This window comes from Actinocrinis sp. (genome assembly GCF_035653575.1).
GTDB lineage: Bacteria > Actinomycetota > Actinomycetes > Streptomycetales > Catenulisporaceae > Actinocrinis.
Genome location: NZ_DASRBQ010000002.1, coordinates 51,821 through 67,450, shown reverse-complemented (window position 1 = coordinate 67,450; position 15,630 = coordinate 51,821). Strand labels below are relative to the sequence as shown.

Genomic DNA, 15,630 nt, shown 5'->3' with positions numbered 1-15,630 from the left:
ATTGCTTCGGAATCGCTGGTCATCGGTTTCCGTAGGTCTTCGCTTCGGCAGGTGCGGCAAGGACGGCGCGGACTGAGCGAACATAGTCAGGCCGGATGAAGGTTATCTGAGTGTGGCCGATGGTCCAGTGACACATCCGGACGGCGCGTGGCCAAATGTTAGCGATGCTGACTACCCTGGGGACGCCCACGGTCCTACTGGAAGGAAACCGCTCGCGTGTTGCTCACAGATCCGGCGAAGCCGCTGGCCGCTCAGTCGGCCGCCGGGGCCCCGTCGGGGCAGGACGGCGAAGCCCCGCACGTGACCATCGTCCTGCCGTGCTACAACGAGGACGCGCACGTGCTGCTGGAGGTCAAGCGGATCTGCGCCGCCATGGACGGCGCGGGTTACAGCTACGAGCTGCTGGCCGTGGACGACGCCTCCACCGACCAGACGCTGCAGGTGCTGCTGGCCGCCGAGGACGAGTACCCGAACCTGAAGGTGGTCGCGTTCCGGCGCAACGGCGGGGCGGGCACGGTCCGGCGCATCGGCACGCAGATGGCGCGCGGGGACATCGTGGTGTGGACCGACGCGGACATGACCTACCCGAACGAGCGCATTCCCGAGCTGGTCGCCCTGCTGGACACCGACTCGAGCATCGACCAGGTCGTCGGCGCGCGCACCAGCGAGGAGGGGACGCACAAGCTGCTGCGCGTCCCGGCCAAGTGGCTGATCCGCAAGATCGCCGAGCGGCTGGTCAACCAGCGCATCCCGGACCTGAATTCGGGGCTGCGCGCGATGCGCAGGGATGTCGCCCAGCCCTACCTGCGGCTGCTGCCCCCCGGCTTCTCCTGCGTCACCACGATCACGCTGGCGTTCCTGTCCAACCAGCACGACCTGGCCTATGTGCCGATCGAGTACGCCAAGCGCTCGGGCGTCTCGAAGTTCCGGTTCGTCAAGGACGCCTACCGCTACATCCTGCAGGTGCTGCGGATGGTGATGTACTTCAACCCGCTCAAGGTCCTGATGCCGCCGGCGCTGTGGCTGGTGACCATCGGCTTCGGCAAGGGGATCTACGACATGGTGATGCACCCGGTGCGCATCGCCGGGGACACCGTGCTGATCTTCCTCAGCGGTCTGATCATCGGCTCGCTCGCGCTGCTGGCCGACCTGATCGTCCGCTCCCGGGGGGAATGACGCGAGTCGCGGGCGGGCCGCCGGCCCGCCCTTAGGCCGTCAGCCTCGCGCGTACAACCAGTCCCGTTCCGATGCCCGGGAAGCCGCGCTGCAAGTACCGGAACGGGGCTGTTCCGTACCGGGCCACCCCTCCGTAAAGCAGCCCCTTCGGCTGAAGCAGGCGCGCGGACGCCCCGGTGCGCTGTTCCATCGACGCTCCCGGCGCCGCGGCGAGCTTTCGCTTCCCGACCGCGTTGCGCGCGGCCTCCAGCAGGTAGCCCAGCGGCATGCCGTACTCGCGCGACTCGACCTGAGAGAAGCCGGCCTTCTCCAGCAACGCGGCGAGGTCTGCGCGCTCATACCGGCGGAAATGACCGGCCAGCACGTCGTGCGCCGCGTAACGGCTCTGGTGAGCCGGCACGGATAGCAACAGCCAGCCGCCAGGACGTATGCGCCGCGCCCATGATTCAAGCGCCCCGGCGTCGTCCTCGATGTGCTCAAGCACCTCGAAGGCGCAGACCAGGTCGAACTGCATGGCCGGGTCGAGCTCGTCGGCGAGCACGTTGCGCACCTCGCCGCGGCCGCCTAGCGCGATACGGCGGCTGGCCACGGCGAATGACTCCGGACTCGGCTCCAAGCCCAGATAGTTGAACTGTGCGGCGAGCCGGACGCCGACCGCGCCCATGCCGCAGCCGACCTCCAGCACGTCGCTGACACCCTGCGGGATCATGCGGCGTATGACGTCGTAGCGCAGCCACGCGTTCGCCGCGAGGGGGGCGAGCCGGTCCATCGACGGCCGGTTTTCAGGCGCGCCCGGTTCGGCCGGAGCCGGTCCAGAGCCGGGCGACGCGGCGCCGGCCGCCCCCGTGCCGGAGACCGCGTCCGGTGTCTGCGGACCGTGCTCGCTCATACCCAGCCTTTCGTCGCGTCGGGTTCGTATGTCTATCAGGTCGCCGCGCGTTTGCGCGCGGGCAGCTCGTCGAGCCGCTTGATCAGCGGGGTGACGATCTGCTCGGCGGCGAACGAGCCGAGCGCGAGGCTCCGCGCGGCCTCGCGGGCCCGATGCAGCTCGGCGCGGTCTTCGGCCAGGCGCAGCAGGGCGGCGGCCAGCGCGTCGGGGTCGCCGGGCGGCACGAAGACGGCGGCGTCGCCGAGCAGGCGGCGCTGCGGGGGCGTGTCCGAGGTGACGATCGCGCAGCCGGCCGCCGCCCCCTGGAAGACCTTGTTGGGCACGACGCGCAGCGCCTTGGGGCCGGTGCCGAAGATGCCCAGGCACACGTCGTGCCGCGCGACCAGGGATGGAAGCTCGTCCGGGGCGACCCAGTCGAGCCAGCGCACGGCCGGGTTGGTCGCGGCGGCCTGGCGGGTCTCGGGGCCGTCCTGGCCTTCGCCGACCATGGTGGCCTCGACCGGGGCTCCAGCCAACTGGGCCAGGGCGTGGCCGATGACCGGCGCGCCCTGCAGCGGCGTGTAGAGACCGAAGAAGAGCACACGCAGTGGCGACGGACCGCTGCTCTCGCCGAGGTCCACATTCACGGCGGCGTCGAACCACGCGCGCGGCGCGCCGACCGCAACCACAACCGCCCGCTCCCGGTGCCGCGGGGGCAGCGCGTCGAGATGCTCCTCGGTGTCCACGACGATGAGATCAGCCGAGCGCAGCGCGCCCGAGTCGATCGCGCGCAACAGAACCTGCCGGATCCGGCCGGACAGCTGCCGGTCGCGGGCCGTGTCGCTGGCGCCGATGAGGTGATCGAGCACGATCGGGGTCCGCCGGAACAGCCGCCTGGCCAGCCGCACGTCGAAATGCCCCAGGTAGCCGACCAGGACCAGGTCGGGGCGGGGTTGGCGGCGGGCGGCGCGCGCGAGAGCCAGCCAGCGGCGGGCGAGCGTGCCCAGCAGCACCGGCACCCGCCAGGGCTGCGCGAGGATGGCGACGCGGGTGGCCGTGTCCAAGCCAAGCGGGGCGTTGCACTCCTGCACCTCGTGGCCGTGCGCACGCAGGCCGTCGGCGATGATGGCGACCCGGGGATGCGCCTTGGCGTCATACGTGCCGAAGACCGTCACTCGCATGGGAACAGACAATAGTGGCCGACTCGGCCGCCGCGTCCCGCCCTGCTGCGGCAAGCCGGTCAGGAACTGCCGTTAGGCTTCGCCTGTGAAGGACCGGACGACGACCGTGACAAAGCCGATCGAAACGGCCGGCGCCGGAGACGACGACGCGTCCACTCCCAGCGGCGGCGATAGCGGTCAAGAGTCGGCCGCCGCGCGCAGGTCGCCGACGGCCCGCGCCAAGGCGCTGCTCGGCAGCACGGCCGTGCGCGTCGGGTTCGTGCTGCTCGCCGTCGGGCTCGGCGGCTACGCGATCGAGGACGAGTGGTCCCAGGTCCGGGCCGGGCTCTCCGGGCTCGGCGCGGCGGTCATGGCCGGATCGTTCGGCCTGGTGCTGCTCGGGCTGCTCGCCTCGGTGCTGCAGTGGCGCTCGCTGTTGACCGCCGCGGGATCGCGGGTGCCGCTCGCGGCCGCGTCGCGGATCTTCTTCGTCGGACAGGTCGGCAAGTATCTGCCGGGCGCGGTCTGGCCGGTGCTCGCGCAGATGGAGCTCGGGCAGGCGCAGCGCATCCCGCGGCGCCGTTCCGCCACCGTGGCCGTGATCACGATACTGGTGTCCTTGGCCGCGGGCCTGATCGTGGCGGCGATTTGCACCGTGGCCGGGCTGACCGGTTCGACCACCGGGGGCTACGGCTGGGCGTTCCTCGCCGCGCCGGTGCTGCTGGTCGCGCTGCACCCGAGGGTGCTCAATCCGGCGCTCGACCGGCTGCTGCGGCTGGCCCGCAGGCCGGTTCAGGAGGTGCCGCTCACCGGCCGCGCGATTGTCGCGGCGACGTTGTGGGCGGTCCTGTACTGGGTGCTCAACGGTCTGAGCGTGTGGCTGCTCGCGGTACGCCTCGGTGCCTCGGACGGCCGCACGTTCCTGCTCGCGACCGGCGGTTTCGCGTTCGCCTGGTGCGCGGGCTTCCTGGTCGTGCTGGCTCCGGCGGGCGCGGGCGTGCGCGAGGTGGTGCTGGTCGCCTCGCTCTCTCCGGTGCTCGGAGCGGGAAAGGCGACGGCCGTCGCCCTGGTCTCGCGCCTGCTGACCACGGTCGGCGACCTGCTCGCGGCCGGGCTGGCCGGTTGGCTGGGCCGCGGCCGGCGGCACGCTCCCGAGAACGCTGCGGACGCCGCGGACGCTGTGGACCGAACCGAGGGCTGAGGGAGCCGGTCGGCGGCTGGTCGGCCGGGGACCGGGGCAGGGCCCGGCACGTTCAGCAGGCGAGCACTTCCGCCTCGACCAGCTGACGCAGCTGCTCGCGGCGCCGCTCCAGCTCCTTGAACTGAGCGGCCCACGCGGCGTACGCGCGCCGCCGCCACCGGCGCGGGCGGGTCGCCAGCCAGGAGTCCATGGCGACCTGCCAGCACACCTCCTCCACGGCGGCCCGCAGCAGGGTCGGCGAGGTGACCACCATCGCGGCCGGGATCCGCGCGCCGATCGACTCGAAGCGCAGGTTCCAGGCCTCACGCCGCGACCGCCGCGCACGGCGCCCCCGAACATCGCGCCACAGGCCGCGCCGCCGCGGTCGAGGGCTCAGCTCGGTGTCTTCCGAGTCCATGGTCGCCTCCTGACGCCGGGTCGCTCCGCGGGTGAGAGGGGAGCTTGCCTCCTTCACGGCGGCGCCCGCGCCCGGGTTCACCTCGACGGGCGGCTTTTACCCGCGCCGGAGCGCACGCGCACGTGTGTGATCGGGTGTGCGCTAACTTTCACTTCCCGCCGGTCCGGTTCGCACCCGCGGCGATGTGGTTGCGAGGGCCCCCTTCCGGCGCGCACCGGCCTCAATTAGCGTGCCAGTGGTCGAACTCTTCATGAGTGACGCTTCGCCGCGGTGCGGCGGTCGAGCGAGACGTCGCGAGGAGCGGGCGGTGGATGAGGAGCCGGGGCACCCGGGGGGTGAGGCCGTCCGGGTGGCGGTCGTGGACGATCACGAGATCGTCCGGCGCGGGGTCAGGGATCTGATCGAATCGGCGCCCGGCCTGGTTTTCGCCGGGGAGGCATCCGGCGCGGCCGAGGCGCTGCGGCTGGTACCCGCGCTGCGGCCGCGTGTGGCCATCCTCGATGTGCGCCTCCCGGACGGCGACGGAGTCTCGCTCTGTCGTGAGTTGCGTTCCCGTATGCCCGAGCTGGCTTGCCTGATGCTGACCTCTTACAGCGATGACGACGCGCTGTTCGAGGCCGTGATGGCGGGCGCATCCGGCTACTTGCTCAAGCAGGTGCGCGGTACCGACTTGATCAGTGCGGTACGCGCGGTCGCGTCCGGTGAGTCAATCCTCGATCCCACGTCCACGACGCGCATGCTCGACCGGCTTCGCGCCGCGGTCCCGCGCGATGCCGGGCCCGAGCTCGAGTTGTCAGCCCGCGAGGACCACCTGCTCGACCTGATCGGCCAGGGCCTGACGAACCGGCAGATCGCGGACCGAACCGGTCTGACCGAGAAGACCGTTAAGAATTATGTGTCGCGGCTCCTGCAGAAACTGGGCATGGCCCGGCGCGCGCAGATCGCGGCATTCGCGACGGAACGTCGTCTGCTACGCGAAGGGGGAGAGCGATGGCGACCAGGGTGACCGCTGCGATTCAAGGCGATGGCGCGTACCGGCACGGCCCGGCGGCGCGGGCGGGTGTGTCATGGAGCTGAGCCGGCGCGAGTGCCTCACGCTGCTCTCCACCCGGCCGTTCGGCCGCATCGTCTACACCGCCTCGGGACTGCCCGCGGTCGTGCCGGTCAACTTCCTGGTGGAGCACGCCGAGTTGGACGAGGACCTCCTGGTGTGCACGGTGCGCGCGGACTGGCTGCTGGCCCCGATCGACCACGCCGTGGTCGGGCTCCAGGCTGACGAGCTGGACCGCGGCATGGACGGGGGCTGGTGGGTCACCGTGGTGGGCCGGGCCGAGCCCGTGGAGGACCGGCAGGAGGCCGCAGCGCTGCGGGCCGATCCGAGGTGGCCGAGGATCATCGACGACAGCGAGACGGTCATGCGGCTGCGCCCCGGCCTGACCTCGGGCCGGCGGCTCGGGCTCGAGAAGCAGAACGGCGCGCGGGAAGCAGAAGGCTGAGACGGCTGGCAGCCGGCGTCGGTGCCGAGTCCGCAGTGCGGGCCGTCCAGGGGCCGATTCAGCGCAGCGGGACCTGCCAGCTGATGCGGGTGCCGGTGCCGAGTCCGCTGCCGCCCCGGTGCACCGGCTCCACCTTGAGCTCGCCGGCGAACTGCTCGGCCCGGCGGGCGAGATTGGCCAGGCCGCTGCGGCGCAGCGAGGCTGGCGGCCCGAGGCCGTCGTCCACGATCTCGATCGTCACCCGGTCGCTCACCGCGACGTCCACTTCGACCCGCCTTGCCTGGGCGTGCCTGGCCACGTTCGCCAGCGCCTCGCGCAGCACCGCGATGACGTTCTCCGCTACGGCCGGCGGCACATCCGTGTCGATCAGGCCCTCCATCCGCAGCGCGGCAGAGAAGCCGAGCACTTGGCGCGCGGCGTCGACCTCCTGGATGATCCGGTGCCGCAGCGGCGAGCCGGGCCGGGTCGCGCCCTGGGCCTGCAGCGCGAAGATGGTCGAGCGGATCTGCCGGATGGTGTCGTCGAGCTCGTCGATGCTCTGCCCGATCCGCTCGGCCACGTCGCCGCGCTGCGCCCGGTTGCGCGCGCCCTCCAGCGAGAGGCAGACGCCGAAGAGCCGCTGCACCACGAGGTCGTGCAGGTCGCGGGCGATCCGTTCACGGTCCTGATACACCTGGACCCACTCGTCGTCCAGCCGCCGGTCGGCCAGGTTCAGCAGCTGCGCCGCCTGTCTGGCGAGCTCGGCGACCGACGCGTGGATCGCGGGCTCGAACGCGGCGCGCCCTTTGCGCCGGCAGACCGCGAGCACTCCACGCACCCGGCCCTCCGCCCCCATCGGCAGCAGCAGCGCCGGACCGACCCCGAGCTCGGCAAACCGGTCGGCCGCGATTCCCGGGCCGGCCGTACCTGCCGCACTGCCGGTGCTTCCGGAAGTGCCCGTCTCCCCGGCGGCGCCCGATCCTGCTGCCTCGCCGCTCGCCGAGACGGCTTCGACGTCCGGGAAGATCGCGGCCCGACCGGTGCGCAGCACCTCGCCGGTGGCCGAGCCCTCCCGCACCGAAAGCAGGCCCCTGACGAGCTCGGCGCGCTGGCCCACCGCCACCTCGAGAATCTGGTGCACGCCGTCCTCGTCCGGCAGCGTCACGGTCACCAGATCGGCATCCGCCAGCTCGCGCGCCTGCTCGGCCAACGCCTCAAGCGCGACCGGCGGCGGCTCCCCGGCCAGCAGACTGCCGGCCAACCGTCCGATCGCGGTCAGGCGCCTGCGCTCCAACTGCGCGTGCTCGCGTTCGCTGGCGTGTCCGAGCGCCAGCCCGGCGGCCCGCGCCAGGGTGCCGGCCGCGATCTCGTCCTGCGCCGTGAACCGTGTGCCGTCGGCCTTGTCTGTCAGATAGAGCTGCGTGTAAACGGTCGCCCCCAACGGAATCGGCGTGCCGAGCCAGGTGGTCTCCAAGGCGTGCGCGGGCGGTTCTCCGACCGCCCCGTGCTGCGCGCTGGTGAGGATCATCGCCTTCTCCACGGTTCGGCGCAGCGCGGCCTCGGGCTCCGGCTCCCCGGCCACCGCGAGGACGGCGTCGGCGAGTGAGCATCCTTTCACCGGCTCGGTCGCGGGCGTCGGCTCCTGCTCGCGGTCGGCGGTGTCTCTTCGGCGGTTCGGCGGATCACCGGGTGGATATGGCTTCATTTCGAGCTCCGATTCCGCCCCCCGAAGCCGGAGCGAAGTCCGGCTCCCTGATCGGCGCCGCGGTGATCAGGCCGCGGCGTGCTGCGCTCCCAGCGCCTTAGCGGCGCTGAGTTCGCATTCTTACAGCAAGGCCCCTGCTCGGGAAGAGGCCCGGCGACCCGGCAGGGCGCGGGCGGACGGCTCGTGCGTGAGCCGTCCGCCCGCGCGGCGTGCGGTGTGTTCTGGCCGGTTTCGGCCGCGGTTCAGTCCCAGCAGCCCAGGTAGCGATCCGAGGTCACGTACCCGTGATCCGCTTCGATCCGGTGGTGGTAGCACCCGGCGTTGGTGAAGGCGGTGGCCTGCGCGGAGAGCGAGGAGTAGTCCTCCGCGTCAGAGCCGTCGGCCTGCACGACCGCGCCGCTGTCATCGCGCTGGAGGACGCCCTTGGCGGTGACGTGGTCGTTGACCTTCGTGGTGGTGAGCCAGTCATCGCCCAGCAGCACCTGCTCGGTCGCGATCCTGGACACGTCGGCGTTGCCCTGCACCAGGAAACCGGAACCGGTCGAGCTCGGCTGGTACACGCTCGTCACCGTGATCGGGTAGGACCACCCGTCGCGCGTGCCGGTGGAGTGGTGCTCGGAGGTACTCACCTGCGTGTACCCGCTGTCCTTCTGCGCGACGGTCTGCGCGAAGCCGGACTGGGTCACCGTGTCCGTGTTCGAGTACGTCAGGTGCTGCCGGACGGTGGTGATCACGCGGCCGTGCGAGGTGTTCACGTATCCGGACACGGTCCAGTCGCGCGACGCGGTCGTCGTGATGACGTCGGTGCCGGTGCTCGGCGTCGTCCACGCGGAGGAAAGCGTCGGCTCGGCCGAGATCGTGTCGGTGAGCAGGCCGCCGCCGGTGTGCGCGGCGTGATGGTCGGTGGCGAGGAACAGCGTGCCGTCCATGGTCCACACGTCGGTGATACCGGTCGGCGGCAGCAGCGTGATCTGGTGCGGTTGCCCGTCCGAGAGCAGCCCGGCGAACGGGGTCAGGTCGATCGCGTACGGCTGGGTGCGCAGCGAGTCCACGCTCATGATCGGCCGCCACATCAGCGGACTGATCCCGCCGCTGTAGATCGCCGGGAACGGCTGCGCCACCCCGGCCAGCTTTCCGTCCACCTCGACGCGCACCTCGCGGTACGGTCCGCCGCCGCACAGCCCGTAACTCGGGTGCGCTTGGTTATACGCGTCGGGGACGTTCGTGTACCAGAACTCTTCGCAGCCGCCGCCGCGCGCGAAGACCTCCAGCGTCGCGCCGGAGAGGTTGCGCGGGAAGGTCAGCGTCTGCGTCGCGCTCTGCCCGCCGGTCAGCGACCACCAGCCGGCCGAGGTGGTGCCGCCCTGGCTGACCGGGATGACCTGATCGGCGGTCGATGCGGCGGGGTACCCGCGGCCGGCCTGGTAGTAGGTGACCGTCAGGGTCATGTGATAGATCCCGGTGTACGTGCCGTTGACGATGTTGCCGAGGTCGACGACCAGTGGTTGCGCGGTGCGCAGCAGCGGGATGAAGCGGGAGATGTCCGCGTCCACGTGCCAGGAGATGCCCGCGGGGTCCGGCTCCGGGGTACTGGTGCGGAACACCTCGGCGCCGCCGATCCAGACCCCGGCCAGCCGGTCGTACTGACGCCCGGCGACGCTGCCGCTCCAGTCGAGCACCACCTTCGACCACGGGCCCGGGCAGGCGCTCGGCGGGGTGAGGGTGCCGACGAAGGGCTGGCCGTAGCTGTTGGCGAAGTCGTGCTGCATGGCGGTGACCGTGCAGTGCGGGGTGGCCGGGCGGCTGACCGGCGGCAGCGCGGAGACGGGATTCTGGTAGTTGATCTCGACGGGGGCGGAGGCGGCGGCCGCGGATCCGGGAAGCCCGGTGACCAGCGCGGCGGCGAAGATCGTGAGCATCGCACCGGCGTGCGACAATCGTCGGGTTATTCGCATGTGAACTACACGTCCTCGTGGGTTGGACGGGCGCATGGCGTCGTTGTCCCGGCTTGTGGCAGGGACCGGATAAGCCTGTCCGCTCGGCGGGGACCCGCGCAATACCTTGTCAGGCAGAAACTGTGTCGATCGAAGAGAAGACACCCGGCGAAGAGCGGCTGGCCGTGCGCGTAGACGTCCATCAGCACCTTTGGACCGAGGGGTTCATCGCGGCGCTGCGGGGGCGTGCCACCGCGCCGCGTCTGGTGGGGGACGGTTGGACCCTGGTCCTCGACGGCGAGCCGGATTACCGTGTCGATCCGCGTGACCATGACCCGGCGCTGCGCCTCGGGATAAACCGCGTCGACCAGCTCGACCTGGCGCTGATCTCCCTGTCCAGCCCGCTCGGCATCGAGCACCTGCCCGCCGCCGAAGCCGCTCCGCTGCTGGAGGCGTACCACCGCGGCGCGCTCGCGTTGCCGGCCGGCTTCGGCGCGTGGGCCGCGGCCTGCGTGACCGACCCCGATCCCGCCGACCTGACGCACTGGCTGGACGCCGGGTGCGTCGGGCTGCAACTGCCCGCTACCGCGCTCGCCAATGCGGCAGGGTACGCGCGCTGTGAGCCGCTGCTGCGCGTGTTGCAGGAGCGGGACAAGCCCTTGTTCGTTCACGCGGGCCGCGCCGCCTCGCCCGGAGCGCCACCGTGGTGGGCCGCGAACGTGGACTACGTGCAGCAGATGCACGGGGCGTATTACGCCTTCGCCGCCTTCGGGCGTCCCGCGCACCCCACGCTCAAGGTGTGCTTCGCGATGCTGAGCGGGCTCGCGCCGCTTCACCGGGAACGCGCCGCGGCCCGCGGCGGGCCTGACTTGGCCGCCGACTCAGGGGTCTGGTTCGAGACCTCGTCCTACGGCCCGGTGGCCGTGGCCGCTCTCGGATCGGCGTTGGACTCGGCAGGTGGCGGAGATACGTCACTGGAGGCGGGATTCGGTCACCGGCAGACAAAACACGCTAAGGCCGCGTCAGCTGCGCGCGCACGGATCGTGCTCGGCTCCGACCGACCCTACGCGCCGCCCGCGATCCTCCCCGACCCGGCGGCCGCCCACGCGGCGGCCGCCGAGCTGCTGGGTGCCTGCGCCGTCACCCGTCAAACGGTCACGGATGCATCGTGAGGCAGGCGGTCTGATTCAGCGTCGTGTCGGTGAAGCACATGTTGTCGCCGTTCGCCAGCCACACGCCGCCGCCGGAGGCCCAGCTGATCGTCATGTAGTGATTGCTGGGGTGGCCCCATATGGTGATCACGCCCTCGGTGTCCCAGAGCTTGACCGTGTCCGAGTCGGGACCGTCCGTCTCACCGCTGGCCGACTGCATGTTCAGTCCGGTGCCGACCACGGTGATGCAGACGTGCGCGCCGTTCCAGTAGTCATAGGTATGGCAGCCGGTCCCGGTGAACGGCCGGACCAGCTGCGGGTGCGCCTTCGCCGCCTTGCCGACGGCGATCGCGCCTGAGGAAATCGTGCCCGAAGAAACCGTGCCCGCGTACGTCCTGCCCGCGGCGGTGGAACCGGTAGAGCTCTGAGTGGCACCTGAAACAGAGGTTGTACTCGCGGCCGCCGCGCCCGCCGACCCGATCAGCGCGCACAGCAGCACCGCCACCAGCACCAGGAGCGCGGGCTGCCCGCCGAACTGCCGCCGCGCCCTCCGATCACCCATCGCGCCCCGCATCATGCGTCCCTTCGCCACCTTGTGTAAAGCTCTGCCGCCCGCCGAACAGGGCGGACGGCAGAGCCATTCCATACGCAAGGGTACGTGGACGCCCGCACGGGCTCCAGGTGCGGGCACCGATAGGCCGGTTCCCGCCAGCGTCGCAACGCCTTGATCAGGATGCTGTCAGTGAGGCCCGGACCCCGCGCCTGCTGGCGCACCGTCAGACGGGGGTCCGGGCCTCGACCGGTGGAGCGCAATCAGCGCTGGATCACACGGCGCTGGATCAGAGAGCGCTGAGTCAGCCGCGCTGAATCAGACCAGGCCGACCGACTTGAGCCACGCGGTGGCCACCGCGGCCGGGTCCTGCTTCTGCACCTGGGTCTTCACGTCGAGGTCGAGCAGCGTCTTGCTGTCCAGCTTCGCGTCCACCGCGTTGAGCGCGTCCACTCCGGCGGAGCTCAGCGCCGACTTGTTCACCAGCGGCAGCACGTTCTGCAGGCCGAAGATGTTCTTCGGGTCGGTCAGCGTGACCAGGCCGTTCTGGGTGATCGTCGGGTCCGTGGTGAACAGGTCGCCGGCGTCCACCGCGCCCTGCGCCAGCGCCGTCTCAGTCAGCGTGCCGCCGGCGTCCAGCGACTTGAAGGTGATCTGCGAGGCCTTGAGCCCGTAGGCCTGCTCGAGCCCGAGGATGCCCTGGTAGCGGGTCTGGAACTCGGCCGCCGCGCCGATCGAGACGTTGGCGCCGTTGAGCGCGGTCACGAAGTCCGCGATCGAGGAGTTCGCCGTCATGTGGTACTTCGCCGCCGCCTGCTTGCTCAGCGTCAGGGTGTCGTTGTCCTGCGCCTGCGCGGGCTGCAGCACCTCGAGGTTCGGCGCGAGCTCGCTCGCGATCGCCGCGTCCACCTGGTCGGTCGAGGTCTGCGGGGTGGTCTTCTTGGCCAGGCTGTCCAAGTACGCAAGCAGCGCGCCGTTGTACTCCGGCTTGAGCGTGATCGTGCCGCTCTTGAGCAGGCCGTAGGTCACCTCGCGGCTGGCGATGTTCAGCTTGTAGCTGACCTTGTAACCCTTCGCCTGCAGCGCCTGGCCGTAGATGTCAGCCAGCAGCACGCTCTCCAGGAAGTTGTCGGAGCCGACCACGATGGAGCCGGTGGCCTGCCCGCCCCCGCCGGTCAGCGGGTTCGAGGAGTTGTTCGAACCGCCGCTGCTGCCGCACCCGGCCACGAACGCACCGGTCAACACGGCAGCACTGAAGGCGGCGGTGACCCGCCGGGTAATCCAGGAATTCACGCTGGCTCCTTGGTCGCACGAATCCACGCCCGGCCCCGTGCCCGCGTGGAAAACTCAATGGTTCCCAGTGGCAATCCAACCCAGCCGATCGACAGGCCGTCAACCGACGATCGATCACCGATAGGTATCGCTTGGGGGCCCATCCGCCCCGCCTCGTCACCGTTCACTGTGTTGCAACATTCGCCCAGTGACCGGATGGCGACAAAAGGGCACCGCATTCGATACTGTGCTGCGGGTTCGGATCTGAAGTCTGATCATCAGTGCCATGGTCGCCAATTGCACCCAAATGGCCCAGGCACCGGGGAGGCGGCACAGTGGCTGTGCGCAGTGGGCAGGAACTGGAACGTCCGGCACACAGCCGCAAGCCGGGCCGGCGTCTTGACCGGATCCCGTTCCGCCGCAAGCTCGACGCACTGGTCGCCCTGCCCGCCGTCGCGATCGTGGGCCTGCTCAGCCCGCTGGTGATCCAGCAGGTCAACGCCGCCCGCTCCTGGGAGAGCGCGGCCTCTTACATGAATACCACGCAGCAGGTCAGCGTGTTGATCGACGACCTCGGCGCCGAGCAGGAGGACGCGCTCGGCGTCATCGGCAGCATCCAGCTGGTGGACCTGGCCGCCTTCGACCGCGCCGCGCAGATCACCGACCAGCAGCTGCAGAACGTGCTCGCCGCCTACGGCCAGAACCCGCCGACCGCGATGCGCGCCGCGCTCGACGAGATCAACGCCCTGAGCCTGGAGCGGCAGGGCGTGCACCAGGGCAACATCAACGGCACGATCCTGCTGCAGGCGTACACCGGCGCCATGCACGACCTGAACGACGCGATGGGCCTGGCCCAGCAGGCCGCCGACGGCAACCCGGCCGCGGTGGCCGAGGCCGAGCTCGACATCCTGTTCCAGGCGGACCTGGCCGCCAACTCCCGCGAGGCGGCGCTCGTCGAGATCGCGGACGACCCGGCCCAGGCCCCGACCCAGTACCCGCTGGCCGAGAACTTCGACGGCATCGCCACCTCGCAGGGGCAGCGGCTGCAGCAGTTCATCCCGCCGGCCGACTACTCGCTCTACAACGCGATCCAGGGCAACCAGCAGCAGGGCGTCATCGACCAGTTCGAGGCCGCCGCCTCCAGCGCCTTCATCTCCGGCAACCGGCAGACGATCAACGAGCTGACCGGCTACGCGCGGCAGGTCACCGACGCGGCGCTCTCCCAGGGCCAGGCCCGCACGGTGATGGAGGCGAGCATCACCCGCCAGGTGGTGGCCCGGGCCGCACACAGCGCCTCGGTCGCAGCCTGGACCGCGATCGGCCTGGTGGTGCTGGCCATCGTGCTGCTGATCGGGCTGATCGTCTTCAGCGTCCTGATCCGGCACTCGATCGCCCGCCCGGTGCTGCGGCTGACCCGCGCGGCCACCCGCATCGCCACCGTCGCCGAACAGGACCTCGAGCGGGTCGCCGAGGACGATCCCGAACACGAGGGCGAGCCGCCCGAGCTGGAACACGTCGCGGTGGCCACCCGCGACGAGATCGGCGACCTGGCCGAGTCCTTCAACCGGCTGCAGGAGACCGCGGTGCGGGTCCTGGAGCGCCAGGTGCTGGTGCGGCGCAACACCGCCGAGATGTTCGGCAACGTCGGGCGGCGCATCTACAACCTGACCGGCCGCCAGCTCGCCCTGATCGACGCGATGGAGCGCAGCGAGACCGACCCGGTGCTGCTCGAGCGGCTCTACCGGATCGACCACCTCGCGGTGCGCCTGCAGCGCGGCGCGGACAGCCTGATGCTCCTGTCCGGCGAACGCGAGCCCGCGCTGGACGCCACCCCGATGCGGCTGACCGACGTGGTGCGCTCCGCCATCGGCCGGATCGAGGGCTACCAGCGGGTCGTGCTCGGCGCCGAGGGCGACGCGATGGTCACCCCCTCCGCGCTCGCCGACCTGACCCTCATGGTCGCCGAGCTGGTGGAGAACGCGGTGGCCTTCTCCCCGACCTCGAGCACCGTGGACGTGGCGGTACGCAGCGCCTCGCGCGGCGCGGTCGTCGAAATCGTCGACCACGGCGTGGGGATGACGACGCAGCGCCTTATGAACGAGAATGAACTGCTGGTCCGGCGTGAGCGGCTGGACCTGGCGCCCACCAAGGTGCTCGGCCTGTTCGTGGTCGGGCGGCTGGCCCAGCGCACCGGCGCTACGGTCACGCTGGCCCAGACCGCGGGCGGCGGACTGACCGCCCGGATCGCCGTCCCGGACGAACTCCTGCTCGGCCCGGTGGAACTGGCCCAGCGCGCGGCCGGCGGCTCGGCCCCCGCGCCGCGGACCGTGCCCACCCCGCCGATGCCGGAGCCGCGCCGGGAGTCGTCCTCCGGGGTGTCGGCCGGTCTGCCGCAGCGCGCGAACGGCCGGGAACGGGAGGGCTCGATGGCCCAGCGGCCGCCCACGCTGCCGCGCCGGGTCCGCGGCGCCCGCGCCACGCAGCCCGCCCAGGGCGGCGGCCGGCAGGGGCTCTCGCTGGCCCCGGCGGCGCAGCTGGACGCGGAGGCTGCCCGCGCGGCCATCGAGGAGTTCGAAGCCGGCGTGGACCAGGCGCTGCGCGACAGCGCGGCGGGCCTGGCGCTCCGGCCGCCGGGAGAGACGCGCTCCGCGCCGCCGCCCGGGGACATCGACGAGGAGAAGGGAGAGAGGCTGTGACCGCCTCCACCACAGACGCCGACGGCCTTCGCGCCGCGGCGGCCG

At 71.3% G+C, this 15,630-nt stretch carries 13 protein-coding genes; 6 read left to right on the top strand and 7 right to left on the bottom strand.

What is annotated here, in order from left to right:
• Positions 1-243 precede the first annotated feature (243 nt).
• A complete protein-coding gene (locus VFA06_RS00310; RefSeq protein ID WP_349259992.1) occupies positions 244-1,176 on the top strand; it encodes a glycosyltransferase family 2 protein in 933 nt (310 codons plus the stop codon).
• 31 nt (positions 1,177-1,207) lie between these two features.
• On the opposite strand, the gene VFA06_RS00305 is transcribed toward VFA06_RS00310, so the two are convergent.
• Positions 1,208-2,065, bottom strand: a complete 858-nt coding sequence (locus tag VFA06_RS00305) for a class I SAM-dependent methyltransferase (RefSeq protein WP_324838276.1) — start codon at positions 2,063-2,065, stop codon at positions 1,208-1,210.
• A gap of 35 nt (positions 2,066-2,100) precedes the next feature.
• Positions 2,101-3,225, bottom strand: coding sequence for a glycosyltransferase family 4 protein (locus VFA06_RS00300; RefSeq protein WP_324838275.1), 1,125 nt, complete (start codon positions 3,223-3,225; stop codon positions 2,101-2,103).
• Positions 3,226-3,331: 106 nt separating this feature from the next.
• Between VFA06_RS00300 and VFA06_RS00295 the strand changes: the two genes are divergently transcribed.
• Positions 3,332-4,405 (top strand): lysylphosphatidylglycerol synthase transmembrane domain-containing protein, encoded by a 1,074-nt coding sequence (locus tag VFA06_RS00295; RefSeq protein ID WP_324838274.1) that lies wholly within the window; start codon positions 3,332-3,334, stop codon positions 4,403-4,405.
• Positions 4,406-4,457: 52 nt separating this feature from the next.
• On the opposite strand, the gene VFA06_RS00290 is transcribed toward VFA06_RS00295, so the two are convergent.
• Positions 4,458-4,802: a hypothetical protein gene (locus VFA06_RS00290; RefSeq protein ID WP_324838273.1), complete on the bottom strand. Its 345-nt coding sequence runs from the start codon at positions 4,800-4,802 to the stop codon at positions 4,458-4,460.
• A 307-nt stretch (positions 4,803-5,109) separates the two neighbouring features.
• On the opposite strand from VFA06_RS00290, the gene VFA06_RS00285 reads away from it, so the two are divergent.
• Positions 5,110-5,808 (top strand): response regulator transcription factor, encoded by a 699-nt coding sequence (locus VFA06_RS00285; RefSeq protein ID WP_324838272.1) that lies wholly within the window; start codon positions 5,110-5,112, stop codon positions 5,806-5,808.
• 61 nt (positions 5,809-5,869) lie between these two features.
• A complete protein-coding gene (locus tag VFA06_RS00280) occupies positions 5,870-6,298 on the top strand; it encodes a pyridoxamine 5'-phosphate oxidase family protein (RefSeq protein ID WP_324838271.1) in 429 nt (142 codons plus the stop codon).
• Between the two features lie 58 nt (positions 6,299-6,356).
• Here the strand turns inward: VFA06_RS00280 and VFA06_RS00275 are convergent, their stop codons facing one another.
• The gene (locus VFA06_RS00275; RefSeq protein ID WP_324838270.1) at positions 6,357-7,982 is read right to left on the bottom strand and encodes a histidine kinase; all 1,626 of its coding nucleotides are present in this window, start codon (positions 7,980-7,982) and stop codon (positions 6,357-6,359) included.
• 242 nt (positions 7,983-8,224) lie between these two features.
• Complete coding sequence (locus VFA06_RS00270; protein ID WP_324838269.1) at positions 8,225-9,901, bottom strand: peptide-N4-asparagine amidase; 1,677 nt, start codon at positions 9,899-9,901, stop codon at positions 8,225-8,227.
• Between the two features lie 158 nt (positions 9,902-10,059).
• On the opposite strand from VFA06_RS00270, the gene VFA06_RS00265 reads away from it, so the two are divergent.
• Positions 10,060-11,088, top strand: coding sequence for a hypothetical protein (locus tag VFA06_RS00265; protein ID WP_324838268.1), 1,029 nt, complete (start codon positions 10,060-10,062; stop codon positions 11,086-11,088).
• Here VFA06_RS00265 and VFA06_RS00260 read toward each other — a convergent pair.
• Together VFA06_RS00260 and VFA06_RS00255 are read right to left on the bottom strand one after the other, a co-directional pair.
• The gene (locus VFA06_RS00260) at positions 11,072-11,629 is read right to left on the bottom strand and encodes a hypothetical protein (protein WP_324838267.1); all 558 of its coding nucleotides are present in this window, start codon (positions 11,627-11,629) and stop codon (positions 11,072-11,074) included. The genes VFA06_RS00265 and VFA06_RS00260 overlap by 17 nt on opposite strands.
• A 306-nt stretch (positions 11,630-11,935) precedes the next feature.
• Positions 11,936-12,910: an ABC transporter substrate-binding protein gene (locus VFA06_RS00255; RefSeq protein WP_324838266.1), complete on the bottom strand. Its 975-nt coding sequence runs from the start codon at positions 12,908-12,910 to the stop codon at positions 11,936-11,938.
• Between the two features lie 314 nt (positions 12,911-13,224).
• On the opposite strand from VFA06_RS00255, the gene VFA06_RS00250 reads away from it, so the two are divergent.
• Positions 13,225-15,585 carry a sensor histidine kinase gene (locus tag VFA06_RS00250; protein WP_324838265.1) on the top strand — a complete coding sequence of 787 codons (2,361 nt, stop codon included), beginning with the start codon at positions 13,225-13,227 and terminating at the stop codon, positions 15,583-15,585.
• Positions 15,586-15,630 lie beyond the last annotated feature (45 nt).

Coding starts and splice junctions, on each gene's coding strand:
- VFA06_RS00305 (WP_324838276.1), bottom strand. CDS start 2,065: ATGAGCGAGCACGGTCCGCAGACACCGGACGCGGTCTCCGGCACGGGG.
- VFA06_RS00300 (WP_324838275.1), bottom strand. CDS start 3,225: ATGCGAGTGACGGTCTTCGGCACGTATGACGCCAAGGCGCATCCCCGG.
- VFA06_RS00290 (WP_324838273.1), bottom strand. CDS start 4,802: ATGGACTCGGAAGACACCGAGCTGAGCCCTCGACCGCGGCGGCGCGGC.
- VFA06_RS00280 (WP_324838271.1), top strand. CDS start 5,870: ATGGAGCTGAGCCGGCGCGAGTGCCTCACGCTGCTCTCCACCCGGCCG.
- VFA06_RS00275 (WP_324838270.1), bottom strand. CDS start 7,982: ATGAAGCCATATCCACCCGGTGATCCGCCGAACCGCCGAAGAGACACC.
- VFA06_RS00270 (WP_324838269.1), bottom strand. CDS start 9,901: ATGCTCACGATCTTCGCCGCCGCGCTGGTCACCGGGCTTCCCGGATCC.
- VFA06_RS00260 (WP_324838267.1), bottom strand. CDS start 11,629: ATGGGTGATCGGAGGGCGCGGCGGCAGTTCGGCGGGCAGCCCGCGCTC.